The sequence below is a fragment of the Duganella hordei genome, assembly GCF_040369125.1.
GTDB lineage: Bacteria > Pseudomonadota > Gammaproteobacteria > Burkholderiales > Burkholderiaceae_D > Rugamonas > Rugamonas hordei.
The window spans coordinates 770,748-784,989 of record NZ_BPWI01000002.1 but is presented as its reverse complement, the minus strand read 5'-3'; the positions used below and the strand labels follow the sequence as shown (position 1 = coordinate 784,989).

Here is a 14,242-nt window from a genome sequence, read left to right as displayed (position 1 = left end):
TAGTTAGCCTATAGCAACGCGCTAATCACCACGGAGATAATTATGAAGCTTGAAGCCCTGTTCCAGAATCCCACTGCGTTGCCCACGGCGCCCAAGGTCGTCGAAGAACTGATCAGCAGTTTCGACAAAGCCAGCGTCTCGACCGAAGAGATCGCGAAAAAATTATCGACCGATCCGGTGCTCAGCGCCAAGCTGCTGCGCCTGGCCAACTCCGCCTACTACCACGTGTCGCGCAGCATCGGCACGGTCGAAGACGCGGTGCTGATGCTGGGCTTCGTCACCGTGCGCACCCTGGTCATCAGCTCCGGCCTGGTCAGCGGCTTCAAGACCGTGCCCGGCCTCGACCTCAAGCAATTCTGGCGCTACAGCCTGCACACCGCGGTGTGCGCCAAATGGATCGCCAAGAAAACCAAGGAAAACACCGACCTCGCCTTCACCATCGGCATGATGCACGCCATCGGCCAGCTGGTGATCCACTCGGCCATGGCCGAGCAGGCGATGGCGCTCGACAAGGTGGCCGGCCCGATGGACTCGCGCCGCCTGGACGCCGAGCAAGCCTCGTTCGGCTACACCTTCGCCGACGTCGGCGCGGAACTGGCCAAGCGCTGGAAGTTCCCGCAAACCTTCTCGGAAACCATCCTGGCCTTCCCCGAGCCGCACCACAACGGCGAGCTGAACCGCCTGGCCGCCGTGGTTTCGCTGGCCGCCTGGCGCGCCCGCGTCGAGCAGGCCGGACTGAGCGACGATGAAATCGCCGCCTGCTACCCGGCCGACCTGGCCGAGGAACTGGGCCTGGACGACGACGCGCTGACCGACGAGATGCCGTCGCCGGACGAACTGAGCGCCGGCCTGGAAGAGCTGGTCAAATAAGCCAGATTAAGCAATACACAAGCAAAAGCCGCCGGTTTTCAGACCCGGCGGCTTTTTTTTCACCTTTTTCAAAAATATTTAAAAAAGACCCTAAAGTTCCGGTTTAAGGCGACGTTAATCTGGACATGCGGTAATCCATCTTACCGCTTAAACGAGCCCAAGGTGCGAACATGACCGCCAGCGAAGTCCTCTCGATGTACGAAAACATTGCCGGTTTGAGCAACCAGATGGTCGCCGCCGCGCGCATCGGCGACTGGGACGGCCTGAGCGACCTGGAAGGCCAGTGCGCCAGCGAAAGCCGCGCAGTCGCCACCGGCGTGCCGGCCCTGAGCGGCGCCCCGCGCCTGCGCAAGATCGACCTGCTGAAACAAATCCTGGCCAACGACCGCGAAATCCGCGACGTGACCGATCCATGGATGAACAAAGTGCCGGGCATGCAATAAAATGCTCCGAACGTAAAAAAAGCGCCTTCAAGGCGCTTTTTTTACGTCCGTACGACAGCAATCAGCCGGCCAGCGCCACCCGCAGCGACAGCGCGATGCCCTGCGCCGCCTTGGTGATCTCGTCCAGCGACGGGAAGCTCGGCGCGATGCGGATATGGCTGTCCTTCGGATCGTTGCCATAAGGGAAAGCCGCGCCGGCCGGCGTCAGCGTGATGCCCGCCTCCTTGGCCAGCGCCACGGTGCGCTTGGCCGAACCTTCCGGCGTCACCAGGTCGATGAAGTAGCCGCCCTGCGGACGGGTCCACGACACGCCCGGCACGTCGCCCAGGTAGTGCTCGAACTGCGCCAGCACCGCGTCGAACTTCGGCTTCAGCAGCAAACGGTGCTGTTCCATCAGCGCCTCGACCGTCGCCACATCCTTCAGCAGGCGCACGTGGCGCAGCTGGTTGATCTTGTCCGGGCCGATGCTGCGGATGCCCGCGTGCTTGGTCCACCAGGCGATATTGGCCGGCGACGCCGCCAGCGCGGCAATGCCCGAACCGGCCCAGGTCACCTTCGACGACGACGCGAACACGATCGCGCGGTCCGGATTGCCGGCCTTGGCGCAAGCGTCCAGGATATTGGCCACGGCCAGCTTCTGCTCCCCCAGGTGATGGAAGCGGTAGGCGTCGTCCCACATCAGGCGGAAGTCCGGCGCCGCGGTCTTCATCGCCGCCAGGCGCGCGACCACCTCGTCCGAATACACCACGCCGCCCGGATTGCTGTACTTCGGCACGATCCACATGCCCTTGATGCTGGCATCCTCGGCCACCAGTTTCTCGACCAGGTCCATGTCCGGACCGGCTTCGCTCATCGGGATATTGATCATCTTGATGCCGCGCGCCTCGCAGATGGCGAAGTGGCGGTCGTAGCCCGGCACCGGGCACAGGAAGGTCACCGGCTCGCGCACCCACGGCGCATGGCCGGGCGTGCCGTTGAGCAGGCTGTAGATGATGACGTCATGCATCAGCGACAGGCTGGCGCTGCTGTCGACCACCACCTGCGCGGCCGGCACGTCCAGCAGCTTGCCGAACAGTTCGCGCGCTTCCGCCAGGCCGATGGTGCCGCCGTAGTTGCGGCCATCGGTACCGTCGGCGGCCTTGTAGCCGTCCAGCGCATCCATCAGGGCATGGGACAAATCCAGTTGCTCGGGCGCTGGCTTGCCGCGGGACATGTCCAGTTTCAGGCCGAGTTGTTTGAAAGCTTGGTATTGCTCTTGATGCTGAGATGGCAGATCTGCTGCGGTCATAAGACTCTTTCAATAGTGGGTAGACGGGGGGACGTCGAATACTATAACCCAGATCGTCGAGCCTGAATAAGAGCTTGCAGCTATATGCTTATTACGGTTGCAACATGGATTCCGGCGTCACTTCGTGCAGCGGCTGGGCTTCCTGCGGCGCGCCGCCCTCGCCGACAGGCTTCTTCTTGCGGAATCCTTGCCAGATTTTCAACGGCCCGCTGCCCCGTTTTTTGCGCAGCAACACATAGCCGCCCGCCCCCAGCAACAACAGCAGGCCGGCGCCGGCGGCGATCATCGTCGTGGTGCCGAAGCCGCTTTCCGCCGGCTTGTCCTTTTCCTTCTTGTATTTCAGCTTGGGCAACACGCGCACCTTCTTGACCGAAGCAGCCGCCTCGGCCGACGCGCCGCCTGACGCCACCGAAGCAGCCGAAGCAGCTGTCGCGGCCGATGCCGCCTTCGCCGAGGCGGCTCGCGCCACCGGCGCCGGCGTCTGCGAGGCCGAAGCCGAGGCCGCAGCTGGCGATGCCGGCGACGCCACGGCCTTCCGCGCCGGCGACGTGGCCGCCCCCAGCGCGCCCTGCAGCATCTTCACCTTGCCCTCCAGCTCCACCAGCTTGCTGGACAACGCCGCGCTGTGCCCGTCCAGCGCCACGCACTCCTTCGCCGTCATGCCCGACGGCGCGCACGCCGCCGGATCCGCCGGCCGCTTGACGCCCTTCGGCAACGGCAAAGGCGGCAACGGCAACAAAGCCTGCGCCACCGTCAACGGCACCATGCCCTCCGCACGCGCCGGTTCCGCGCTGACGGCCGGTTTGGCAACCGGCGCAGGCGGCGATACCCGCCGCGAAGCAGGCGCCGGCCCGGCGGCGGCCTTCAAATCCCCCGGCTTGCCCACCTCCGACTCGTGCGCGGAAGGCAAAGGCGCCGGTCGCGCCCGCTGCGGCGCAGCCGGTACAGCCGGCACAGCGGCCACCGGCGCGGCTGGCGCGGCAACAACCGGCTCCGCCGCCCTGGCCGCCGGCAAGGCCACCTGCACCGGCGGAGGCGGCGGCGCCGGATTCGGATCCACCTGCAGCCATACCGTGGCCGCCCGCACATCCTGCCGGCCGGCCGCGCTCAACTCCAGGAACAAATGGACGTACTCCGCATCGATATTGCGGGTGGTGGTCACATGCAGGAACTGCCTGCCGTCGCGCCGGTAGATCGACATGTGCACCGAGCCCAGCGCCGGATTCATCGTGATGTTCGCGCCGCGAAACACATCCGGCTGCGCCAGCTTGACCTGCAAGGCCGACACCTCGTCCGGCGCCAGCTGCACCAGCTCGATATCGGCCGCCAGCGGCTGGCCGATGAAGGACCGCACGGTGACATCGCCCAGTTCGGCCGCCCGCGCCTGGGCAGCCGCCAGCAGCAGCGCGGTCGCGCCGGCAAGGATCGAGGTCAGAAAAGGTGTGCGCTGCTGCATGTCGGAGTCGCTGTGACGCGAATGTTAAAAGTGTATATCAGCTATAACGGCTGATTTTCCCCGTTTTGTAGCCCCCGGTTAATTTTTGCAGACTGCGCTACACTATATCGTCCTTGTCAAACTCACATCATTGCACCCCAGCGCAAAGGAAAAACCATGAGTACCCGAAGCGAACGTGACAGTTTTGGACCGATAGCCGTGCCCGACGAGCAGCTGTGGGGCGCGCAAACCCAGCGCTCGCTGGAACATTTCCGCATCTCCAGCGAGCGCCTGCCGCTGGAACTGATCCACGCGCTGGCCAGCGTCAAGCGCGCCGCCGCCCACGTCAACCTCGAACTGGGCCTGCTGGAAGGGCCGAAAGCGGTCGCCATCACCCAGGCCGCCGACGAAGTGCTGGCCAACCGCCACCCGACCGAGTTCCCGCTGGCGGTCTGGCAGACCGGCTCCGGCACCCAGTCCAACATGAACATGAACGAAGTGCTGGCCAACCGCGGCTCCGAGCTGATGGGCGGCGTGCGCGGCGAGCGCCGCATGCTGCACCCGAACGACGACGTCAACAAGGGCCAGTCCTCGAACGACATCTTTCCCACCGCCATCCACGTCGCCGCCGCGCAGGCGCTGGCCAACCACGTGCTGCCGTCGCTGCGCCAGCTGCGCGACAGCCTGCACGCCAAGGCCGAAGCGTTCGCCGACATCGTCAAGATCGGCCGCACCCACCTGCAGGACGCCACGCCGCTGACCCTGGGCCAGGAATTCTCCGGCTACGTCGCCCACCTGGACTTTGCCGAGCGCGCCATCAGCACCGCGCTGCCCGGCGTGCTGCAGCTGGCGGCCGGCGGCACGGCGGTCGGCACCGGCCTCAACGCGCACCCGGAATACGCGCACCGCATCGCCGCCGAACTCGAGCACAACCTGGCGCTGCCCTTCCGCAGCGCCGACAACAAGTTCGCCGCGCTGGCCGGCCATGACGCGCTGCTGTCCGCCCACGGCGCGCTCAAGACCTTGGCCGCCGCGCTGATGAAGATCGCCAACGACGTGCGCTGGATGGCGTCCGGCCCGCGCTCCGGCCTGGGCGAGATCACCATTCCCGAGAACGAGCCGGGCAGCTCCATCATGCCGGGCAAGGTCAACCCGACCCAATGCGAAGCGGTCACCATGCTGTGCTGCCAGGTGTTCGGCAACGACGTCGCCATCACCATGGGCGGCGCCTCGGGCAACTTCGAGCTGAACGTCTACAAGCCGATGATCGCGCACAACTTCCTGCAAAGCGCGCGGCTGCTGGCCGACGGCATGCGCAGTTTCGATGAACATTGCGTGCACGGCATCGAGCCGAACCGGGCCCGCATCGCCGAACTGATGGAACGCTCGCTGATGCTGGTGACGGCGCTGGCGCCGCACATCGGCTACGACAAGGCGGCGGAAATCGCCAAGAAGGCCCAGCACGAAGGCACGACCTTGAAACAGGCCGCGCTGGAGCTGGGCTACGTCAGCGCCGAGCAGTTCGAGCAGTGGATCGTGCCGCTGGACATGACACGTCCGGGCGCCAAAGGCTAGGTGGAAAGCTAGAAGCCGTAGGAGTAGCGCACGCCGGTCAGCCAGTCCGGCCGGGCGTTCGCGTCGTGGCCGGGATTGACGCGCCACATGACGGCGCCGGTCACCTTGCCCAGCCGGCCATCCTTGCCGAACATGGTGGTGTAGCCGAATTCCAGGTCGCGCTCGGTGGCCGTCGGCCGCAGGTTCAAGGTCGGCGCGCCGTAGACCGGGGCGCCGGCATCGCCGCCCTGCTGCGCCGGCCCGCTGAATTGCAGCGTGCCGCTGCGCACCTTGGCCGGGATCGAGAACGTCACCGCGAAGCGGTCGTGGTTGTTGAACAGCTCGCGCGTGGCCACGCCGACGCTGAACGCCACCGTCCGCACCGACGACACCTGCGCGATCAGGCTGTCCGGCGTGCCGATGCCCTCGGTCCGGCCGTAGGACGCCATCGCCATCAGCGAGCTGCGCGCGCTCAGCGCATAGCCCAGCGATGCCGACGTGAAGGTGGTGGTGGGGCGCACATACGAGGACAGCGTGGGCGTCTGCTGCGTGCCCAGCGCGGTGCCGTTTTCGCGCAGGATGCCGATGGTCACGATGCCGACCGCGCGGCCGATTTTCTTTTCGAACTCCGCACTGCTGAGGAAGCGCCTGCTGTGCTCGTTGAGCATCGGTCCCAGCGGATCGAGCAGCGCCAGGTTGTCCGGCAAGGCGCCGAAATGCAGCCGGGGGCCTCCGCTGAAGATGCGCGACTGGCCGTCATTGCGCGCCTGCACCTGCTCGCTGAGCGCCGACTGCCGGTCGGCCGTATCGAACAGCAAGGACGAACTGGCCCGTTTTTCAAACGCGGGCGGCAGGCTGGAAGAAGGGAAAGGGTCCGATGCGGCTGCGCCCACCACTGCTGGGAGCGGTAACAACATCCAGGCGACAAACCGACAAGACTTATTCATGATGCAACTCGCTGAGGGACAACCGTGCTGCACAAATATTCAGCAGTTAATTCAGCATAGCCTGTTTTTTTCTCGACGGCAACCTCAACCGGAACGCCGTCGGGGAGTAAACTGCGGGCCTGTCGGAATGCCGCTACACTACCGGAAAGGCGGAGCGGCGCCGATTTCACATCATAGCAACAGAGGATAAAATGCAGAAAGTAAGTTTTGAATTGAGCGGTGAATTTGTTGAGCTGAATCAGTTATTGAAGCTGGTCGGCCTGTGCGACAGCGGCGGCGCCGGCAAGATGATGGTGGCCAGCGGCACCGTCAAGGTCGACGGCAAGCAGGAGCTGCGCAAGACCGCCAAGATCCGCGCCGGCCAGCAAGTGACCGTCGGCGACATCCGCATCAGCGTCGACGCCGTGTAATTTCATCTTGCATTTGAGCAACAACGCGCTAAGCTGAAGGTAAGGGGTGGCGCGTTTGACGGCGCGCAAACCGGCGGACCGGCCCGTCGCTATATTGGGATAGCTTGTCGTGCGGCTTTTTCAACCAGTTTATTTATGAGCAGGGGAACGTCATGGACGATCCTGAACACAACTTGCCCACCCAGGAGCGTCTGCTGGACGACCTGCGGCAAGTGATCGAAAACGCCGAAGAGTTGCTGAAGAATACAGACCAGTACAATGGCTCGCTGTACCAGACCGCCCGCGCCAAGCTGGCGCAGGCGCTGCAGACCGCCACCGAAGAACTGGCGCGCTTCGAAGACATCCAGCTCGACCGCATGATCGAGCTGACCGCCGCCGCCAACCGCCTGCACCGGGACCTGACCGGCGAGGCGAAAATCCTGCGCGCCTTCAAACCGACCTGATCAGCGACGCCGCGCCAGCCACGCATCCAGCGACACCTTCCCCGGACCAAACGCCACCAGCACCAGCAGCAGCGCGCCCCAGTAAAAATGGTCGTTGATGGCGGCCGGGCATTCAAAGCTGAACAGCTGCGGGTAGGAAATCACCGCCATCGCATTGACGAAAAACAGCGCCAGCGCCGCCGGGCGCGACACCAGTCCGACAAACAGCAGCAGCGGCAGCAGCAGCTCGCCGGTGGCTCCGGCATACGCCGCCACATCCGGCGGCAGCAGCGGCACCTTGTATTCGTCATGGAACAGCGCCAGCGTGGCGCTCCAGTCGCCGACCTTGACCATGCCGGCTTTGATGAATTGCCAGCCCACATACCAGCGCAGCGCCAGGCTGATCAGTGAACCGCCCCACTCCGTCAGCGCGGCGTCGTAGCGGGACAGTTGTTGATGAATGCCGAGGATAGCTCTCATGATTCTGCTTTCAAAATTGGTTAGTCGCCGTTATGCGGCTATCCTGACAATCAAAGCGCAATCCATCCACAGCCGCAGATTGCCCGCCACGTCGTAGGCCTCGTCAAGCTCGAACGCCGCGTCCAGCGCCGCGCCGAACTCGCCGCCGGCCGCCAGCGCCGACAACGCCGCGTGGCTGGCCGCGTCGAGCGGCAGCACCTGCGTCTTCCACTGCGGCCGCGTGACCAGCCCGTGGCAAGGCAGCGCCAGCTCGGCGGGAAACTCGACGCCGCTGTCCGGCTGGTGCGCCTGCCACAGCGCGATCGTGGCCCAGTCCGACGCCAGCAGCGTGCACGCCGGGTGCAGCTGCATCCGCGCCGTTTCGATTTGTTCCGGCGACAATGCCGCCATCTGTTGCGGCGTCGCCGCTTCCGCCGACGGCGCATAGTGCGCGCGGTGCAGCGCCCATTCCAGCGTGGCCATGTCGGGCAAGTAGGGATAGTCGGCCACGTGCGGGAAGTGGCGCAGGAAGGTGGCGAAGTGCGCGCCGAACCGGTTCAGGTCGCCGCTGTCGGACGGATGTGCGCGGCCATAGGCCTGCGCCAGCCCGCCAAAGAATTCCTCGCCCACCAGTTGCCGGATCACCGGATAGACGGCGGCCAGCGTCTTGTCCCAGGTGGCGGTCAGGTTGCCGCGATACAGCGCGAAGCGATGCTCGTTCTGCTGGCCCTTGAACTGCGCCAGCACCTGCGGCGTCTGCCGGGCGTCGAACAGCGCGCCGGCAAACAGCTGCTGGCTGGCCGCCAGCGCCGGGGCGTCTTCCTCCACCGCCGCATCCGCCGGTACCGCCGGCACCGCCGCCGGGCCGATGCCGTTGCCGGCGGCGTGGCGCCGATGCAGCACCCTCGCCTTTTCCGCCTCGCCCAGCACCACTTCCAGCGCCGGTATATCGGTATCCCATTCGATCAAGGTCGGCACCGCGCCAAACCGTTGCAGCGCCGCCTCGTACAGGCGCCACACCGGCTCCGCCACCGTGTCGCCGTGATGGTCGATCACCGCCTGCGGCGTCACCAGATGGCCGGCCAGATGCATCTCGCCCACCATGCCGGGTTGGATCGAGGCAAGCGCGGCCAGCGCATCCTCGCCGTGGTTGCATTGGTTGACGTACAGGTTGTTGATGTCCAGCAGCAGGCCACAGCCGGTGCGCGCCGCCAGCGCCGCCATGAACTCGGCCTCGCTCATCGAGTCCTGGTGGAAGCGCACATAGGTCGACACGTTTTCCAGCAGCAGCTGGCGCTTCAGCGTGTCCTGGACCCGGCCGACGCGGGCGCTCAGCAAGTCCAGCGCGGCGCGGTCCAGGGTCAGCGGCAACAAATCATTGAGCTGGCGGTCGCCGACGGCGCCCCAGCATAAGTGCTCGGATACCAGCACCGGCTCCACGCGCCGCACCAGGTCGCGCACCCGTTGCAGATGCTGTTCGGAGAAGCCGCGCGCCGAGCCCAGTCCCAGGCCGACGCCATGCAGGCTGATCGGATAATCGCGCCGCAATTGCTGCAGCACATGCCAGTCCCAGCCGGCTTGATCGAGATAGTTTTCTGTATGAACTTCGAGCCAGGCGGCGCGCGGCCGCTGCTCGATAAACTGCCGATAATGCGGAGCCCGCAGCCCCACGCCCACACCCGGCATCCGCTCCGGTAGACGTGGCGACGTCATGGCTCCGCGACAGGCTGACGGATTACTTGGCTGGCGCGGTGGTTTTGCCGCCGGCCTTTTCGCAGGTGCCCTTGGCCACATATTTCCACTCGGCGGCGCCGTTGTCGGTTTTCGACTGGCCGGCGCAGGAATGCGCACCGTTGGCAGCGGCGCAATCGTTCTGGCCAGCCTTGGCGATGCCGTAGCACTTTTCCTTGTCATCGGCGGCGGCGGCGGAGCCGGCGCTTGCGGCGCATACGGTAACCAGGGCGGCGGCGATCAGGGCTTGACGTTTGTTCATGGTAAGTCTCCTAAGTGGAAGAAAAGGTTGAATGTGCAACGTAATCGTCTGCAACTGTACGATAGTCGGCAGGCGATGGTCCAGCCTTACAGGATTTTTTAGGTTTTTTTTCAAAAAAGGGAATCTCAACCCGAAAACAGACGCAGCGTACCAGCAATAACGCTTGTACGCATCAAACTGTTGACTGGATTCAAAACGGGGAGAAAGCGCGGCGCAGGAACACGCCAGCGCACCGCGCGCCGGGATGGAACGCGGTGAGTTGCCGCTCAGGCGGTCGTATTGATGGTGTTGCCGAGATGCGAAGGCAGATTCGGCGCCGATGGCACCGGAGGAATCGCCTCGATCAGGGCCGCAGCACTGGATGCCTGGATGTCCTGGGCTTTCTTCAACACGGCAACGCCGACAGCCTGTTTGGTACCAGTGTCTGCAATAGTCGTTGCGGCTTGAGCAATACCTGAAACGTCCATGTGATTCTCCATTAAGGCGTATCCTTAATTTACGGACGTTTCGGGCGTAACTTTAGGCGTTTGGCGGACTTTTTTTCAGATGGTCGCGCAGCCAGGCCAGCACCAGCGGCGGCTGGTTCAACTCCAGCCACGCCATACCGGCCGGCAAGTCGGCCGGCGCCGGCTGGTCCGAAGCCACCGCGATCACATGCGGATCGTGCGGATACAGCGGCGGTTTGCCGGAGGCGGCGCGGTAGACTTCCAGCTTGTCGATCGGATAGGACTTGAAGCCTTCGAGCAAGGTCAGGTCGGCTGGCGCCAGGCGGCCGAGCTGTTCTTCCAGCGATGGCTCGGGCGCGCCGCGCAGCTCGCGGATGATGGAGACGCGGAACGGCGATGCCACCATCACCTCGGCCGCGCCCGCCATGCGCAAGCGCGCGCTGTCCTTGCGCGGTGGCTCCAGTTCCAGGTCGTGGTGGCTGTGCTTGATGACATTGACCTTCAAGCCTTCGGCCGCCAGCTCGGCGATGAGAAACTCCAGCAAGGTGGTCTTGCCGCTGCCCGACGTCCCGATGACCGCCAGGACCTGGCGCTTCTTTCCCTGCTCTTTCTGCATTCACAGTACCCCACAGCACGATCTTGCCGCCATTATACGCAGCAGTCGGCAACCGGAGAGCTGCGGCTTATTCTTCCTTCAGGGGTTTGAAACTTTCTCTGCGGGCACCACCGGCGCCCAGCAGCAGCAAGCCGATGCAGGCCAGCGCCGCGCCGGAACCGATTTCCCGCTGCGGCGCTTCATGCTGTTCCGCCGCATGGGCACGCGGCAGGACGAAGGCGGCCGCTATCAGCAGCGGCAACAATTTCAAGTGTTTCATGATACATCCCTTGCATTGAGTTCAATGATGGAAAAATATCATTTTTACGTGACGACCTTGTGACACGTTCAATACGGAACGCGGTAGCGATAGCCCTTGAAATTGAACACCGCTTCCTTCGGCTGCAATTTCTCCAGCGTCAGCCCGGGCGCCACCTCCTCCCCCTCGTGGCGCAAGACCTTGTCGATCAACAGCAGGCGGTCCGCGGCATTTTTCGAATAGATATAGCCGCCGACGGCGATCTGCGGAATCGAACGCTGTATCGGCTCGGGCAGGTCGCGCAAGTTCATCACCGGCTCTTCCGGCGCGGCCTTGGACGGCAGCTGGACAGCGGCGGCCGGCTGAGGACGCGGCTGCGGCGTAATCGTCGCCACCGGCGGCGGCAGCGGGACGGCCGCCGGCGCTTCGGCCGGGGTCGCCTTCAGCACCAGGTCCGGCCGGGGCGCCTTGGGCGGCAGCTTTGCCGCAGGCGCGGCGGCCTGCTGCGCAACCTCCGGCTGGCCTTGCTGCCCGGGCCGCAGCACGATCGCCAGCAGCACCAGGACCAGGATCACCACGCCCATGCCCAGCAGCGCCAGCATCATCGGCTTCCTGCGATTGGCGCCGGCAGCCTGTTCGGCCGTCTGCAGCGTCGGCGCGTGCAAGGTCGGCGCCGTGCCCAGTTGACGTTCCGCCTGCGCCTTCTTCAGCGCTTCCAAGATATAAGACATATTATTTCCCTGCCCCGGCGGCGCTGGCCAGCAAGCGCGGCTCCTGCACGCCGCCCAGCTGATACAAGCGGATGAAAGTTTTCGGACCGGCCACGCCGTCCGCCTTGAGATGCTGCTCCGTCTGGAAATCCACCAGATGCTTGCGTAGGCCGGCGTCCAGCGGCTGGTTTTCCTGCGGCTTCTTCAATCCGTAGATTTGCGCCAGGCGCTTGGCCAGCCAGTCGACGTCGGGACCGTGGTCGCCGGTCGAGATCTCGTCGCGCCAGCTGCGCGGCGCGCGCCAGAACGTGGTGAACTCGCCATCGAAGCGCGCCGCCAGCGCATCGACGGCGATGGTCTGCGGCTTGCCGTCGGCCGCCACGATGGTCGCGCCGTGTTCGTCCAGCGCGGTCAGCAGCACGTAATTGGGCGCGGTCGGATCGTCGCGCAGCGTCAGCATGGCAGGGCGGTCGAGCAGGCGCAGGTCGTCGATGCCGCCCCGGGTTTGCAGGCAGCGCAGGTTCAGCCGCGCCGCCGTCGGGCAAGGCTCGCCCTCCGGCAAGGCCAGGCCCCAGATCGCCGCCAGTTGGCGCAAGGCCGCGGCGCCGCCGCCGGCAGCAGGCGCGGCCGCCGGAACAGCTGATGCGGCCGGCACCGGCGCAGGCGTCGCCGCCACCGGTGCCACAGCCGCCTGCGCGGACCGCACCACCGGCTTGACATCATGCGCCGCCAATTGCCACACCGCGACACTGATCGCCACGCCGCCCAGCACGCCCGCCGCCACCAGAGGCCAGCGCGCACCGGACAGCCAGCCGCCCTGCCCGCCGGCCGCCGCATCCTGTCCGGCAAACACCTCGGCCGCCGCCTTGCGCAGGATATTGCGCGTCACCTGCGGCTGGTTCTCCACGTACGCGCCCAGCAAAGCCCGGTCGCACAGCAGATTGATACGTCGCGGCACGCCCTTGGCCAGGCCGTGCACCAGCCCCATCAGCCGGCGCGGAAACGGCGCGATCGCGCCGGCCCCGGCCACCGCCAGGCGATGCTCGATATACGCCCCTGTTTCCGCCTCCGACAGCGAACCCAGGTGATAGCGCGCGATCACCCGCTGCGCCAATTGCTCCAGCTCCGGACGGGCCAGCATCGTGCGCAGCTCCGGCTGGCCGATCAGGATAATCTGCAGCAGCTTGCGCTCGCTGGTCTCCAGGTTGGTCAGCAGGCGCAACTGCTCCAGCACCTCGGCCGACAGGTTCTGCGCCTCATCGATGATCAACACGTTGTTGCGGCCCTGCGCGTGGCTGGCCAGCAGATAGGCATTGATCGCATCCACATAGCCCTTGACGCTGACCGCGCCCGCGCCCTGCGGCGCCAGCTCGATGCCGAACTCGTCGCAGATCGACAGCAGCAACTCCTCCACCGACAGCTTGGGATTGAAGATATAGCCCAGCTTGCAGTTCTCGGGGATCTGTTCCATGAAGCAGCGGCAGACGGTGGTCTTGCCGGCGCCTATCTCCCCGGTCAACAGCACGAAGCCGCCGCCGCTGCCGATGCCGTACAGCAGATGCGCCAGCGCCTCCCGATGGCGCTCGCTCATGAACAGGTAGCGCGGATCGGGCGCGATGGAAAACGGCGATTGCTTCAGATTAAAGAAATGCGTGTACATGAAGGCCCTGGCAACGCGCTATTTCAAGCGCTGCCGCACCGGCGGTGGTTGCACGGGAGGCAAGGGCTTGAACTTGGCGCAGTAAATCTTGGATTTGGTATCGAAATACACGATGCGGCTGGCCGGCTTGGCCTCGCGCACCGGGAACGCCGAGCTGTCGATTCTCGCATAATGCACGCCGACCTGGGTGATGATGGATTGCTCCAGCACCTCAGGGGTCGCCTCGGCCACGGCGCCGACGAAAATATAGGTGCTGGTGTCGTCGCTGACCATGACTTCGGAAATCGCCGTGCCCCACAGGCTGGCGCCGTCGGTCTTGAACCAGTAGGCGCCGCCGTCGTGCTTGTAAGGCTGGCCGAAGGCCTTGCGCAGGTACTCGTAGAAATAGAGGTTGTCGGTCTGGTCGCGGCACAGCAGGCCGTTGCCGATGATGGTGCCGAACGTGGTCGGCACCGATTGCGCGCCGGCGGCGCAGCAGGCCGCCATCAGCACGGCGCACAGGGCGCCGCGCGGCATGCGCGAGAGCGGCGGCATTATAACTTTGACAGCCAGGACCGGTTGGCGCTGATGCGTGCCTTGGCCGTGGCCGGAAGGGCTTCGTAACAGCCAGGGTATTGTTTCAAGGCGCTTTCCCGAATTTCCTTCTGCAAACCGTTAATCAAAAAGATATACAACACAGAGCCGTCGTCGGTGTTTTTAGTTCCCATGTATCGAATCATATGCGCTCCTTATTTCCTGCGCAGGTGTTTCC

General features: G+C 65.0%; 18 protein-coding genes. 5 read left to right on the top strand and 13 right to left on the bottom strand.

Annotation, left to right across the window (positions count from 1 at the left end; all coding sequences use genetic code 11):
- Window positions 1–42: 42 nt before the first annotated feature.
- Window positions 43–870 (top strand): HDOD domain-containing protein, encoded by an 828-nt coding sequence (locus ABWW33_RS07740; RefSeq protein WP_176655017.1) that lies wholly within the window; start codon window positions 43–45, stop codon window positions 868–870.
- A 170-nt stretch (window positions 871–1,040) separates the two neighbouring features.
- Window positions 1,041–1,313, top strand: coding sequence for a flagellar protein FliT (locus ABWW33_RS07735; RefSeq protein WP_176655016.1), 273 nt, complete (start codon window positions 1,041–1,043; stop codon window positions 1,311–1,313).
- A 61-nt stretch (window positions 1,314–1,374) separates the two neighbouring features.
- Here the strand turns inward: ABWW33_RS07735 and ABWW33_RS07730 are convergent, their stop codons facing one another.
- Window positions 1,375–2,601, bottom strand: a complete 1,227-nt coding sequence (locus ABWW33_RS07730; protein ID WP_176655015.1) for an aspartate aminotransferase type Ic — start codon at window positions 2,599–2,601, stop codon at window positions 1,375–1,377.
- 91 nt (window positions 2,602–2,692) lie between these two features.
- Window positions 2,693–4,057: a type IV pilus assembly protein FimV gene (locus tag ABWW33_RS07725; protein WP_353400612.1), complete on the bottom strand. Its 1,365-nt coding sequence runs from the start codon at window positions 4,055–4,057 to the stop codon at window positions 2,693–2,695.
- A gap of 156 nt (window positions 4,058–4,213) precedes the next feature.
- On the opposite strand from ABWW33_RS07725, the gene fumC reads away from it, so the two are divergent.
- Complete coding sequence (gene fumC, locus ABWW33_RS07720; RefSeq protein ID WP_176655013.1) at window positions 4,214–5,611, top strand: class II fumarate hydratase; 1,398 nt, start codon at window positions 4,214–4,216, stop codon at window positions 5,609–5,611.
- Window positions 5,612–5,619: 8 nt separating this feature from the next.
- Here fumC and ABWW33_RS07715 read toward each other — a convergent pair whose 3' ends face one another.
- Window positions 5,620–6,537: a hypothetical protein gene (locus ABWW33_RS07715; protein WP_176655012.1), complete on the bottom strand. Its 918-nt coding sequence runs from the start codon at window positions 6,535–6,537 to the stop codon at window positions 5,620–5,622.
- A gap of 191 nt (window positions 6,538–6,728) precedes the next feature.
- Between ABWW33_RS07715 and ABWW33_RS07710 the strand changes: the two genes are divergently transcribed.
- Both ABWW33_RS07710 and ABWW33_RS07705 read left to right on the top strand, forming a co-directional pair.
- On the top strand, window positions 6,729–6,947 hold the full coding sequence (locus ABWW33_RS07710; RefSeq protein WP_176655011.1) for an RNA-binding S4 domain-containing protein: 219 nt from the start codon (window positions 6,729–6,731) through the stop codon (window positions 6,945–6,947).
- A 152-nt stretch (window positions 6,948–7,099) separates the two neighbouring features.
- Window positions 7,100–7,390 carry a hypothetical protein gene (locus ABWW33_RS07705; RefSeq protein ID WP_176655010.1) on the top strand — a complete coding sequence of 97 codons (291 nt, stop codon included), beginning with the start codon at window positions 7,100–7,102 and terminating at the stop codon, window positions 7,388–7,390.
- On the opposite strand, the gene ABWW33_RS07700 is transcribed toward ABWW33_RS07705, so the two are convergent.
- The 10 genes from ABWW33_RS07700 to ABWW33_RS07655 form a co-directional block, all read right to left on the bottom strand.
- On the bottom strand, window positions 7,391–7,849 hold the full coding sequence (locus ABWW33_RS07700) for a DoxX family protein (protein ID WP_176655009.1): 459 nt from the start codon (window positions 7,847–7,849) through the stop codon (window positions 7,391–7,393). It lies immediately after the preceding gene.
- A 30-nt stretch (window positions 7,850–7,879) separates the two neighbouring features.
- On the bottom strand, window positions 7,880–9,541 hold the full coding sequence (gene bufB, locus ABWW33_RS07695; RefSeq protein ID WP_353400607.1) for an MNIO family bufferin maturase: 1,662 nt from the start codon (window positions 9,539–9,541) through the stop codon (window positions 7,880–7,882).
- A 22-nt stretch (window positions 9,542–9,563) separates the two neighbouring features.
- Window positions 9,564–9,821 carry a BufA1 family periplasmic bufferin-type metallophore gene (locus ABWW33_RS07690; RefSeq protein WP_176655007.1) on the bottom strand — a complete coding sequence of 86 codons (258 nt, stop codon included), beginning with the start codon at window positions 9,819–9,821 and terminating at the stop codon, window positions 9,564–9,566.
- Window positions 9,822–10,087: 266 nt separating this feature from the next.
- Window positions 10,088–10,288 carry a YjfB family protein gene (locus ABWW33_RS07685; RefSeq protein ID WP_176655006.1) on the bottom strand — a complete coding sequence of 67 codons (201 nt, stop codon included), beginning with the start codon at window positions 10,286–10,288 and terminating at the stop codon, window positions 10,088–10,090.
- Window positions 10,289–10,340: 52 nt separating this feature from the next.
- Window positions 10,341–10,883 carry a molybdopterin-guanine dinucleotide biosynthesis protein B gene (mobB, locus tag ABWW33_RS07680; protein WP_353400604.1) on the bottom strand — a complete coding sequence of 181 codons (543 nt, stop codon included), beginning with the start codon at window positions 10,881–10,883 and terminating at the stop codon, window positions 10,341–10,343.
- Window positions 10,884–10,950: 67 nt separating this feature from the next.
- Window positions 10,951–11,142, bottom strand: coding sequence for a hypothetical protein (locus ABWW33_RS07675; protein ID WP_353400601.1), 192 nt, complete (start codon window positions 11,140–11,142; stop codon window positions 10,951–10,953).
- Between the two features lie 68 nt (window positions 11,143–11,210).
- Complete coding sequence (locus ABWW33_RS07670; RefSeq protein ID WP_353400598.1) at window positions 11,211–11,852, bottom strand: general secretion pathway protein GspB; 642 nt, start codon at window positions 11,850–11,852, stop codon at window positions 11,211–11,213.
- Window position 11,853: 1 nt separating this feature from the next.
- Window positions 11,854–13,491 carry an ExeA family protein gene (locus tag ABWW33_RS07665; protein WP_353400595.1) on the bottom strand — a complete coding sequence of 546 codons (1,638 nt, stop codon included), beginning with the start codon at window positions 13,489–13,491 and terminating at the stop codon, window positions 11,854–11,856.
- 18 nt (window positions 13,492–13,509) lie between these two features.
- Entirely contained in the window at window positions 13,510–14,025 is a 516-nt protein-coding gene (locus ABWW33_RS07660; protein WP_353400592.1) for a hypothetical protein, read from the bottom strand.
- A complete protein-coding gene (locus tag ABWW33_RS07655; protein WP_353400589.1) occupies window positions 14,025–14,198 on the bottom strand; it encodes a hypothetical protein in 174 nt (57 codons plus the stop codon). Before ABWW33_RS07655 ends, ABWW33_RS07660 begins: the two co-directional genes overlap by 1 nt.
- Window positions 14,199–14,242 lie beyond the last annotated feature (44 nt).

Bases quoted from the DNA above. Each gene is read 5' to 3' on its own strand.
- ABWW33_RS07690 (WP_176655007.1), bottom strand. From the start codon at position 9,821: ATGAACAAACGTCAAGCCCTGATCGCCGCCGCCCTGGTTACCGTATGC.
- bufB (WP_353400607.1), bottom strand. From the start codon at position 9,541: ATGACGTCGCCACGTCTACCGGAGCGGATGCCGGGTGTGGGCGTGGGG.
- ABWW33_RS07715 (WP_176655012.1), bottom strand. From the start codon at position 6,537: ATGAATAAGTCTTGTCGGTTTGTCGCCTGGATGTTGTTACCGCTCCCA.
- ABWW33_RS07725 (WP_353400612.1), bottom strand. From the start codon at position 4,057: ATGCAGCAGCGCACACCTTTTCTGACCTCGATCCTTGCCGGCGCGACC.
- mobB (WP_353400604.1), bottom strand. From the start codon at position 10,883: ATGCAGAAAGAGCAGGGAAAGAAGCGCCAGGTCCTGGCGGTCATCGGG.
- ABWW33_RS07670 (WP_353400598.1), bottom strand. From the start codon at position 11,852: ATGTCTTATATCTTGGAAGCGCTGAAGAAGGCGCAGGCGGAACGTCAA.
- ABWW33_RS07685 (WP_176655006.1), bottom strand. From the start codon at position 10,288: ATGGACGTTTCAGGTATTGCTCAAGCCGCAACGACTATTGCAGACACT.
- ABWW33_RS07700 (WP_176655009.1), bottom strand. From the start codon at position 7,849: ATGAGAGCTATCCTCGGCATTCATCAACAACTGTCCCGCTACGACGCC.
- ABWW33_RS07710 (WP_176655011.1), top strand. From the start codon at position 6,729: ATGCAGAAAGTAAGTTTTGAATTGAGCGGTGAATTTGTTGAGCTGAAT.
- ABWW33_RS07665 (WP_353400595.1), bottom strand. From the start codon at position 13,491: ATGTACACGCATTTCTTTAATCTGAAGCAATCGCCGTTTTCCATCGCG.
- fumC (WP_176655013.1), top strand. From the start codon at position 4,214: ATGAGTACCCGAAGCGAACGTGACAGTTTTGGACCGATAGCCGTGCCC.
- ABWW33_RS07735 (WP_176655016.1), top strand. From the start codon at position 1,041: ATGACCGCCAGCGAAGTCCTCTCGATGTACGAAAACATTGCCGGTTTG.
- ABWW33_RS07675 (WP_353400601.1), bottom strand. From the start codon at position 11,142: ATGAAACACTTGAAATTGTTGCCGCTGCTGATAGCGGCCGCCTTCGTC.
- ABWW33_RS07655 (WP_353400589.1), bottom strand. From the start codon at position 14,198: ATGGGAACTAAAAACACCGACGACGGCTCTGTGTTGTATATCTTTTTG.
- ABWW33_RS07730 (WP_176655015.1), bottom strand. From the start codon at position 2,601: ATGACCGCAGCAGATCTGCCATCTCAGCATCAAGAGCAATACCAAGCT.
- ABWW33_RS07705 (WP_176655010.1), top strand. From the start codon at position 7,100: ATGGACGATCCTGAACACAACTTGCCCACCCAGGAGCGTCTGCTGGAC.
- ABWW33_RS07740 (WP_176655017.1), top strand. From the start codon at position 43: ATGAAGCTTGAAGCCCTGTTCCAGAATCCCACTGCGTTGCCCACGGCG.
- ABWW33_RS07660 (WP_353400592.1), bottom strand. From the start codon at position 14,025: ATGCCGCCGCTCTCGCGCATGCCGCGCGGCGCCCTGTGCGCCGTGCTG.